The organism is Brevibacterium picturae (assembly GCF_030453725.1).
Classification (GTDB): Bacteria; Actinomycetota; Actinomycetes; order Actinomycetales; family Brevibacteriaceae; genus Brevibacterium; species Brevibacterium sandarakinum_A.
This window is the reverse complement of sequence record NZ_JAKDJU010000122.1, coordinates 1-9,154: the sequence shown is the minus strand read 5'-3', so window position 1 is coordinate 9,154 and position 9,154 is coordinate 1. Positions and strand designations below refer to the sequence as shown.

8 protein-coding genes are annotated in these 9,154 nt (G+C 65.9%); 2 read left to right on the top strand and 6 right to left on the bottom strand.

Annotated features, from left to right (window positions below; all coding sequences use genetic code 11):
• From L0G76_RS11605 to L0G76_RS11580, 6 genes are all read right to left on the bottom strand, one after another.
• The coding region (locus tag L0G76_RS11605) for a hypothetical protein (protein ID WP_304357362.1) at positions 1 to 274 on the bottom strand (274 nt) is incomplete at its 3' end.
• A gap of 126 nt (positions 275 to 400) precedes the next feature.
• A complete protein-coding gene (ligA, locus tag L0G76_RS11600) occupies positions 401 to 2,572 on the bottom strand; it encodes an NAD-dependent DNA ligase LigA (RefSeq protein WP_304357361.1) in 2,172 nt (723 codons plus the stop codon).
• A complete protein-coding gene (locus L0G76_RS11595; RefSeq protein ID WP_304357360.1) occupies positions 2,569 to 3,717 on the bottom strand; it encodes a uroporphyrinogen decarboxylase/cobalamine-independent methonine synthase family protein in 1,149 nt (382 codons plus the stop codon). The genes ligA and L0G76_RS11595 overlap by 4 nt, the downstream gene beginning before the upstream one ends.
• The gene (locus L0G76_RS11590; protein WP_304357359.1) at positions 3,710 to 5,704 is read right to left on the bottom strand and encodes a prolyl oligopeptidase family serine peptidase; all 1,995 of its coding nucleotides are present in this window, start codon (positions 5,702 to 5,704) and stop codon (positions 3,710 to 3,712) included. The genes L0G76_RS11595 and L0G76_RS11590 overlap by 8 nt, the downstream gene beginning before the upstream one ends.
• A gap of 74 nt (positions 5,705 to 5,778) precedes the next feature.
• On the bottom strand, positions 5,779 to 6,972 hold the full coding sequence (gene mnmA / locus L0G76_RS11585; protein WP_304357358.1) for a tRNA 2-thiouridine(34) synthase MnmA: 1,194 nt from the start codon (positions 6,970 to 6,972) through the stop codon (positions 5,779 to 5,781).
• Entirely contained in the window at positions 6,969 to 8,180 is a 1,212-nt protein-coding gene (locus L0G76_RS11580; RefSeq protein WP_304357357.1) for a cysteine desulfurase family protein, read from the bottom strand. The genes mnmA and L0G76_RS11580 overlap by 4 nt, the downstream gene beginning before the upstream one ends.
• A gap of 124 nt (positions 8,181 to 8,304) precedes the next feature.
• On the opposite strand from L0G76_RS11580, the gene L0G76_RS11575 reads away from it, so the two are divergent.
• Together L0G76_RS11575 and L0G76_RS11570 are read left to right on the top strand one after the other, a co-directional pair.
• A complete protein-coding gene (locus tag L0G76_RS11575) occupies positions 8,305 to 8,655 on the top strand; it encodes a hypothetical protein (RefSeq protein WP_304357356.1) in 351 nt (116 codons plus the stop codon).
• Positions 8,646 to 9,140: a hypothetical protein gene (locus L0G76_RS11570; RefSeq protein WP_487247006.1), complete on the top strand. Its 495-nt coding sequence runs from the start codon at positions 8,646 to 8,648 to the stop codon at positions 9,138 to 9,140. Before L0G76_RS11575 ends, L0G76_RS11570 begins: the two co-directional genes overlap by 10 nt.
• Positions 9,141 to 9,154: the final 14 nt, after the last annotated feature.

The following is a 9,154-nucleotide window of genomic DNA, read 5'->3' as shown; positions in this document are numbered from 1 at the left end:
CCTGGAAGCGATTGAGGTCACCCGATCGTTCGCCTTCGCCGGTCCGCTCGTCGTCGCCGGAGCGTTCGCTGCCTGCTGCCCGGTCGTCGTCGCGCGTTCTGATCGGTGCCAGCGGTGAAGTGGTGGATCCTGTCAGTGCAGGTGCGGCTCGTTTGACCGGCTGCTGTCCGGGATTGAGGACGAAATCAGCGATGCCTGCTGTCACCGGTGCGGTGGTGAGGACTGCGGCGAGGACGACGGCGGTGCCGGCGACCAACCGGGGAATTGATCTCATGCCTTCACTCTTCCAGACCAAACTGTTTCCCCACTTCATTGCGGCTGTGATGATCCTTGACATTCGATGACGAATAGGTGGAAGCCGCGCATCAGATCTGGTCTGATCGGATCACGTCTGGTCGAGTCAGTCGAGGCTGCCGGTGTCCAACAGCGTGCGGAACGTGTCCTCGTCGAGGACCCTGACTCCCAGAGATTCGGCCTTGTCCAGCTTCGACCCGGCGTTGTCCCCGGCCACCAGGTAGTCGGTCTTCTTCGACACGGAGCTCGATGCCTTGCCGCCGGCGCCGAGGATCGCCTCCTTGATCCCGTCGCGGGTGAACGTGCTCAGCGAACCGGTGGCCACGATCGTCATGCCTTCCAGGGTCTGCGCTCCGGTTTCCTGCTCCTCATCCTCCATTCGGACACCGGCGGCGGCCCAGGCGTCGACGATCTCGACATGCCAGTCGACGGCGAACCAGTCCCGGATGCTCGCTGCGATGGTCGAACCGATGCCGTCGACTGCTGAGAGCTCCTCGAGCTCGGCGGCTCGGATCGCGTCCAGAGTGCGGAAGTGAGCCGCCAGCGTGCGCGCGGCCGTCGGGCCGACGTGTCTGATCGACAGCGCGACGAGCACTTTCCACAGGTCGCTGTCCTTGGCTTTGTCGAGTTCGTCGAAGAGCTTTGTCGTATTCGCGCTCGGGGCGCTCGGCTTCTTCGCGGTGGCGCGGGTGTAGAAGTAGGGCACGAGTTCGCGCTCCCCCGTCTCCACCCCTTTGACCTTCTTGTTCCGATAGATCTTCACATCGGCCAAGTCTTCGGCCGTGAGGTCGAAGAGAAATGCCTCCGAGGTCAGCGGCGGCGCCTCGGGCTCGGCCGGAGCGGTCAGGGCCAGCGCAGCCTCTTCACCCAGGGCCTCGATGTCGAACGCTGCGCGGGAGGCGAGGTAGAAGATGCGATTGGCCAGCTGCGCGGGGCATGACCGAGAGTTCGGGCAGCGTTTGTCCTTGTCACCGGATTTCTGCTCGCCGAGTTCGGTTCCACACGAGGGACAGTGAGTGGGCATGACGAACTCGTATTCGCTGCCATCACGCGCAGCCACCACTGGTCCGAGCACCTCGGGGATGACGTCGCCGGCTTTGCGCAGGGTCACCGTGTCGCCGATGAGCACGCCCTTGCGTGTGACTTCGTAGCCGTTGTGCAGGGTGGCCCGCTCCACGGTGGATCCGGCGACGGTGACCGGTTCCATCACCGCGAACGGGGTCACGCGCCCCGTCCGCCCCACCTGGACCTGGATGTCGATGAGCTTCGTCGTGACCTCTTCGGGAGGGTATTTGAAGGCCGTCGCCCACCTCGGCGCGCGCGAAGTGTAGCCCAGGGTCTCCTGCACGGCGATGTCGTCGATCTTGATGACGATGCCGTCGATCTCGTGGGTGACATCGTGGCGGTGTTCGCCGTAGTGGGTGATGAAATCCTCGATCTCATCGATCGTCTCCAGCACAGTGAAGTATTCGCTGATGGGCAGGCCCCAGGAACGGAACTGTTCGTAGACCTCCGATTGGTGCCCCGGCTCGGGGTGCGAATCATCGGCCGGTGTCCACACGGCGATGCCGTGGACGAGCATGTGCAGCGGTCGCACTGCGGTGACGGCGGGGTCCTTCTGGCGCAGGGATCCCGCGGCCGAGTTCCGAGGGTTCGCAAACGGGGACTTGCCCTCCTCGACCAGGGCAGCATTGAGTTCGGTGAACTTCTCGAGCGGGAAGAACACTTCGCCGCGGATCTCGACCTCCGCGGGCGGGTGGTCTGTGTCGAGTATGTCGGGGATGTCGGAGATCGTGCGGACATTGGCGGTGATGTCCTCACCGATGCGTCCGTCGCCGCGGGTGGCGGCGCGAACGAGTTCACCGTTGCGGTAGAGGAGGTTGACGGCGAGTCCGTCGATCTTGAGCTCGCACAGGAACCTCGACGTCGCCGAGGTGGCCGCGCGGACCCGGTCGTACCATCCCCTCAGCTCTTCGAAGTCGAAGACGTTGTCGAGGCTGTACATCCGACCGATGTGCTCGACAGGATCGAAGGTGGACGTGTCGACGTTGCCGCCGACGGTCTGGGTCGGTGAGGAGTCGGTGACGAGTTCGGGGAACTTCTCCTCGAGGTCCTCGAGGCGGTGGACGAGATCGTCGTACTCAGCGTCGGCGACCAGAGGCGAGTCGTCCTTGTAATAGGCCGCACGCTGCTCTTCGATCTTCTCCACCAGCTCCGCATGCGTCTGAGCACGCGCGGCGGCATCCGACAGGTCGGAGTTGTCGGGTGTTGCGGTCATTCGATCTCCTCAAAGGCACGCCGCAGACCGGCGGCGATCATCATCGTTCCCGTGCTGATGTTCTCGGCGCCGTCCCCGTCGACCGGGGTCAGCAGGGGCGGGTAGGTCATCGGCAGCTCATCGCCGGCGAGGACTCCGAAATCACGCAGGCTGGTTGTGCTCATGCCGATGCGATTCCACGGCGTCATGATCCGGTTCAGCCAGTGCTTGACCTCCTTCGGTTGCAGACCTGCATTCGGCGGCAGGCCCATCCATGTTCCGATCCCAGCTTCGGAGATCATGGCGAGCTGTTCCCACCCGTGTGCCTTCAGGCTAGCCAACGGCACTGACACGGCGGTGGCACCGGTATTGCGGACCACCTCGGCGGCGGTGATCTCCTTGCCCTGCAGCTGCAGGGGGTCGAAGTCGGGGAGGCTGAGCAGAACCGGGGGCAGGTGGCGCAGGGTCGACTGCAGCGCGGCGTAGACCTGGGTTTCGCTGACCGCGGGCAGAGTGGCCCAGCCGGAGACCGTGGGCCAGGTGCCGGTGAGGATCCGGTGCAGGCGGGTTTCGACGAGTCGGACCACGGGCTGCACGCCCAGCGTCGAGAGTTTGTCGGCGAAGGCCGCCAGACCGAACGCATAGGCCTGGATGACATCACGGCGGGCGCCGAGGTCTCCGAGCACGGGTGCTCCCGAGGTCAGGCTCAGTGCCGTCACCAGACTCCACGGTCCCGGCAGCGAGATCTGGACCGGACCGGAGTAGCCCTCGCCGTATTCGGCGATGGCGTCGAAGGCCTCGGCCAGTGCCGAGGACTCGAGTCGTTCGTCTCGGCCCGCTGCACTCGTCAGGCGCCAGCCGAAGGAGGCGCGGTCGACGTGGAGTTCGGTGAGGAGTCCGACTGCGCGTCCGACCGCGTCCGTGCCCCAGCGGTCCTCGGAACGATGGGCGATCAGCGGCATCGGTGGCAGCTGCTCGCCGAGGTGGGTGAAGGCCGCCGCTGCCGCCTCGCGCACGGGGCTGTTCGCGATGTACCCGGCTGCTCCGGTCACCGAACCGGATCCGACCTCATGTCTGGGACCGGGGATCCAGATTCCGGTGGTCGTGCCCGCAGGCGTCAGAGTGGTCGGCTCGCCAGTGGACAGCGCTGCACCCTGGTCATCCATGGTTGGCGCTGCGTGGGATTCCGAAGACGTCGGCATAGAACCCGAACTCGCTTTCCAGGGAATCGATGATGGTTTCGGAGCGGACGAACCCGTGTGATTCGCCCTTGTACAGACGGTAGATGTACTCCACTCCGGTCAGTTCCAGGGTATCGACGAATTCCTGGGCCTGGCTGGGAGGCACGATCGGGTCGCGGTCGCCTTGCATGATGGCCACGGGGACGGTGATGTCACTCGTCCGGCGGATCGGTGAACGGGTGATGTAGGCGTCCTGGGCCTCCGGCCAGGGGCCGACCAGCCCGTCGATGTAGTGCTTCTCGAAGTCGTGGGTGTCGACGACGAAGCGCATGAGGTCGGTGACCCCGAAATAGGAGGTGCCGCAGGCGAAGGCCTCCGTCGAGGCCAGTGCCGAGAGCACTGTCCACCCTCCGGAGGAGGCCCCGGAGATCGCTATCCGGCTCGGGTCGGCCAGCCCCTCGGCCACGAGGGCTTCGACCGCGGCGAGGGTGTCGGAGACGTCGACGATCCCCCATTGGCCGCGCAGCCGGTTGCGCCATGCTCGGCCGCAGCCGGTCGAGCCGCCGTAGTTGACCTCCAGCACTCCGATGCCCCGGGAGGTGAAGTAGCTGGAGCGTGCGGACATGTCCGGTGTCGCCTGGCCCGTCGGTCCGCCGTGGATGGAGATCACATAGGGCGGGAGTTCACGGCCGAGGGCGGTGAATCTCGGGTTGTGCGGTGGGTGGATGACGACGGGGACGCCGCCGAGCTCCCGGGTGCTGGGGCGCGAATAGTAGTCCTGATGAGCGTCGAGGCGTTCCTGGGCGATCTCGATGAAGCTGCCGGTGGCCCGGTCGACGGCGTAGAGGGCACCGGTCGAGTCCGCGGACTTCGCGGTCAGGAGAACATGGCTGTGGCTGAGGTCGTGGAGTTCGAGGCTGCCGAACCGCTCCCCCGGCGGTGTGATCTCCTCGAAGTCGCCGTTCGCCGACTGTGGGAGTCGTGCCCTGATCAACGAGGCTGTGTCCGACTGGGAGTGGGCCCAGATCTCCTCGTCATCGCCCAGATGCCAGGTGGTTCCCAGCTGCCAGAGTGGGCCGCCGATCTCACCTCCGGTGTCGAGGACCGGTCGCAGGTCGCAGACGTCGAGTTCCTCAGCGGTCTCACTCGCCTGCTCGGAATCCTTCGCAGCACGTCTGTCGCGAACCAGGCAGTCGATCGGCTCGAAGTCCAGCGAGTACAGGGACCAGCGCCCGTTGTGGTCGGAGCTGATGACCAGCGAGGAGTCCGAGGTGAATTCGGGCTGCAGGAGTGAGACCTCGTGCCCGTGCAGAACCGCTGCGGCGGGAATGTCGCGGGTGCGGACGTCGATGAGCCACAGACTCGTCTGATCCCAGGGCATGTTGGGGTGTTCCCAGCCGATGAACGCCATCGTGGATCCGTCCGGGGACAGCCGGGGCCCGGCCATGAAATAGGAATGTCGAGAGAGTACATTCGTCGTCCCATGCCGGGTGATGAGGACGATGGCCCGCTCCCTGCGCGTGGACCGGCAGTCCTCGCGCACGCACAGCAGTCCCCAGGGGGTCATCGTCAGGTCGCCGTAGCGGATGCGGCCCGAGGTGTCCGGGGTCAGCGCATGGGGAGCCCTGCCCGGGATGATCTGCCAGATCCGCTGGTCGGCGGCATTGACGAAGTAGATGACTTCGCTGCTGGGATCCAGCGCCCATGCTGCTCCCCCGTATTCGTGAACGGAGGACCTGATGTTGAAGTCCGCGGGCAGCACCTGCTCCTTCAGCCCCGGATGCGACAGCGAGGTCCGAATCAGTCCGGTGCGGGAATTCTCCGCCGGAACCTTCGTCGAGAAGTAGATGTGCTCACCGCGGAACGCGGCGTCGAAGATCGGTGCGGAGCCCGCAGCCACCTCCGCAGCGCTCAGCGGTGACGACCAGGTTCCGAACGGAGCCGTGACGACATCTTGGGCAAATTCCTTCATACCCCCAGGTTAACGCAGGGGCGAGGAGCATTGTCCGGACGCCGGGACCTCAGACGCCGAGGCGGTCCGTGTCCTCAGACGCCGAGGCGGTCCCTGGCTGTCATGTCGATCGTGGCCTGGCCGAGAACCCGGGTTCCGCGGTAGATGACCATGGTCTGTCCGGGAGCGACGCCGGAGAGTTCCTCATCGACGTCGATGTGCATGAGCTGTCCGGCAGGACGGGCGGCCGGTACATCGACCTCGTCGACGATCGGGTTCACCTCGTGCTCGGGTGCCTCGGAGATGAAGTCACCGAGCCAGGCCCGAGCGGGAACAGGGTCGCTGTGCGCCCGGATCTGGACCTCGCAGTCGATGGCGGTCGCCGGTTCGCTGCCGATGTCGGCCGGCGCCGGGCCGGCCCAGGTGGTGCGAATGCCGGTCAGATGGGACACCGCGAGGTCACCACGGGAGCCCACCGTCACGGTGTTCGAGGCCGGGTCGAGGCCGGTGACGAATCGAGGCTGGCCGTCGGCGGCGGGCTTCTGGATGCCCAGCCCCTTGCGCTGGCCGATGGTGTAGGTCATCGCGCCGTCGTGTTCGCCCAGGGTCTCGCCCTCGGCATCCTTGATCAGGCCCGGGCGCATGGGGATCTTGTCCGCCAGCCACGCCTTCGTGTCGCCATCGGGGATGAAGCAGATGTCGTAGGAGTCGGGCTTGTTGGCCACGGAGAATCCACGCTCGGCAGCCTCGGCGCGGACTTCGGCCTTGGAGGCGGTGGCGCCGATCGGGAAGTAGCAGTGCTCGAGCTGATCGCCGGAGAGGACGCCGAGGACGTAGGACTGGTCCTTCGCCAGGTCCTCCCCGCGGTGGAGCTCCATTTGCCCGTCTTCGTCGCGGAGCACCTCGGCGTAGTGGCCTGTGGCGATGGCATCGAAGCCCAGTGCCAGGGCACGGTCGAGGAGGGCCGCGAACTTGATGCGCTCATTGCAGCGCATGCACGGGTTGGGTGTGCGTCCGGCCGCGTATTCGGCGATGAAGTCATCGACGATGTCCTCTTTGAACCGTTCGGAGAAGTCCCACACGTAGAACGGGATGTCGAGCATCCCGGCCACGCGATGGGCGTCCCTGGAGTCTTCGATGGTGCAGCACCCGCGTGAGCCTGTGCGCAGGGTTCCGGGCATGCGGGACAGGGCGAGGTGGACGCCGACGACTTCGTGGCCGGCGTCGACGGCACGTGCTGCGGCGACGGATGAGTCGACTCCGCCGGACATGGCGACGAGAATTTTCATGATGCTCCTTGCATCCAGCGTGGAGTGGCCGAGACCATTCCGGCTTGGTGTGCTTGTTCGACGACTTCGGGCAGAACCTCGAGGAGGCGATCGACTTCGTCTTCGGTCGAGTCGTGGCCGAGGCTGAATCGTTGTGCTGATCTGGCGACGTCCTCGTCCATGCCGCAGGCGAGCAGCACGTGGGAGGGACGTGAGACCCCGGCCGAGCAGGCCGAGCCCGTCGAGGTCGCCAGTCCTCTCGCGTCGAGGCCGAAGAGAAGGGAATCGCCCTCACACCCGGAGAACGTGAAGTGCGCGTTCGCGGGCAGCCTGCCCTCACCTCGGCGACCGGAGAGGGTGGCGTTCGGGATCGTGTCCGCGATGCCGGCGATGAGCCGGTCGCGCAGGAATGAGAAGCGGGCAGCTCGTGCCTCGATGTCGGCAGTGGCGAGCTCGACGGCCTGAGCGAAGGCCATGGCACCGGCCACGTCGAGTGTTCCGGAGCGGACCCCGCGTTCCTGACCGCCGCCGTGGAGGATCGGGGCCGGCGCCGCGGCCCGGTCGAGCAGCAGTGCGCCGATGCCCACTGGTCCGCCGATCTTGTGAGCGGTGATCGACATGGCGGTGGCGCCGAGTTCGGCGAAGTTCAGTGGAATCTGGCCCAGGGCCTGCACGGCGTCGATGTGGAAGGGAACGCCGAGGTCCTTGGCCGCCGAACTGATTTCGGCGATGGGCTGCACTGTGCCGATTTCGTTGTTCGCAGCCATGATGGAGATGAGTGCCGTGCGTTCCGGGTCCCGACGCAGTTCGGTCAGGGCCGCGTCGAGGTCGAGGTGTCCTTCTTCGTCGACGTCGAGGTAGACGACCTCGGCGCCCTGGCTCTCGAGCCATTCGACCGAGTCGAGGATTGCATGGTGTTCGACCGTCGAGGTGAGCACGCGTGGCCGAACGGGTGCCTCGAAGGTGCCGTTGTTGCGGGACAGATAGAGGCCCTTGAGTGCGAAGTTATCGGCTTCGGTGCCGCCGGAGGTGAAGATGACCTCGGACGAGGTTGCGGCACCGACCCCGCGGGCAATGTCCTCGCGGGCGGTCTCGATGCGCATTCGTGCGGCCTGACCGACGGCGTGCAGCGCCGAGGGGTTGGCCCGTCGGCTCAGTTCAGCGGTGTAGACGTCGAGCACCTCTGCCGGCATCGGCGAGGTGGCTGCGTGGTCAAGGTAAATCGGCACTCTCCCGATTTTAGGCCGTGAACGCCGCTTCGGCCAGGATCAGTGCCCAATCTCACCCGGCACCCGACGGAGTCGGCCCCTGCACGAGTTCGGGGTGATCGTCGACGGTGACTAAACTGGGCGGGTGTTCACCGTTTTCACCGTCGTGCTCTATGCCGTCTCCGCCGTGCTGGTCATCTGGTCGATCGTCGAGGCCATCCGCAACAGGCCCGCCAACACCATGCTGCTCGGGGCGACCGCTCTGCTTCTGCTGCTGCTCATCGTGCAGCTGGTGCTCTCGATCGCCACATTCGGGTCGAGAGACGGCATCGATCCGCTCCTGTACTTCGGCTATGTCATCACCGCGATCCTCGTCATCGGCCTGGCCGGTTTCTGGGCATTCGCGGAGCTGAGCCGATGGGGACCGGCAGTGCTGGCAGCGGCAGGACTGACGGTGATCGTCATGATCGAGAGATTGGACCAGATTTGGCAGTGAAGAAGCGAAACGACGATGGCGGTGCCCGCTCAGCGGCCGCCTCGGCGAAGAAGGACCGGGCAACGAAGAAGAACCGGTCACCGTTCTCGGCGATGCACACCGGGCCGGGCCGGGCGTTGACCGCCGTCTACGGGGTCTTCGCGCTCTCGGCGACCGCACGGGCCGGCTACCAGGTCATCCGCGAGTTCGACGTTGCCCCGGTCGCGTATTCGCTGTCCGTGATCGCCGCGATCATCTACATCGTGGCGACGATCTGCCTGGTCATCGGCAACCGAACCTCGCACCGGATCGCGATCGCCTCGTGTCTCGTCGAGTTCGCCGGCGTCATCGTCGTCGGCATCCTCAGCTTCACTCATCCGGAGGACTTCGCGAACCCCTCCGTGTGGTCGTCCTTCGGCAGCGGCTACGGGTTCATCCCGCTCATCCTGCCCCTCATCGGACTGTGGTGGCTCTCCCTCGTGGGACGCAGAATCCGCAGCGCCTGAGGCCGTCGCACCGC

Bases quoted from the DNA above. Each gene is read 5' to 3' on its own strand.
- ligA (WP_304357361.1), bottom strand. From the start codon at position 2,572: ATGACCGCAACACCCGACAACTCCGACCTGTCGGATGCCGCCGCGCGT.
- L0G76_RS11595 (WP_304357360.1), bottom strand. From the start codon at position 3,717: ATGGATGACCAGGGTGCAGCGCTGTCCACTGGCGAGCCGACCACTCTG.
- mnmA (WP_304357358.1), bottom strand. From the start codon at position 6,972: ATGAAAATTCTCGTCGCCATGTCCGGCGGAGTCGACTCATCCGTCGCC.
- L0G76_RS11590 (WP_304357359.1), bottom strand. From the start codon at position 5,704: ATGAAGGAATTTGCCCAAGATGTCGTCACGGCTCCGTTCGGAACCTGG.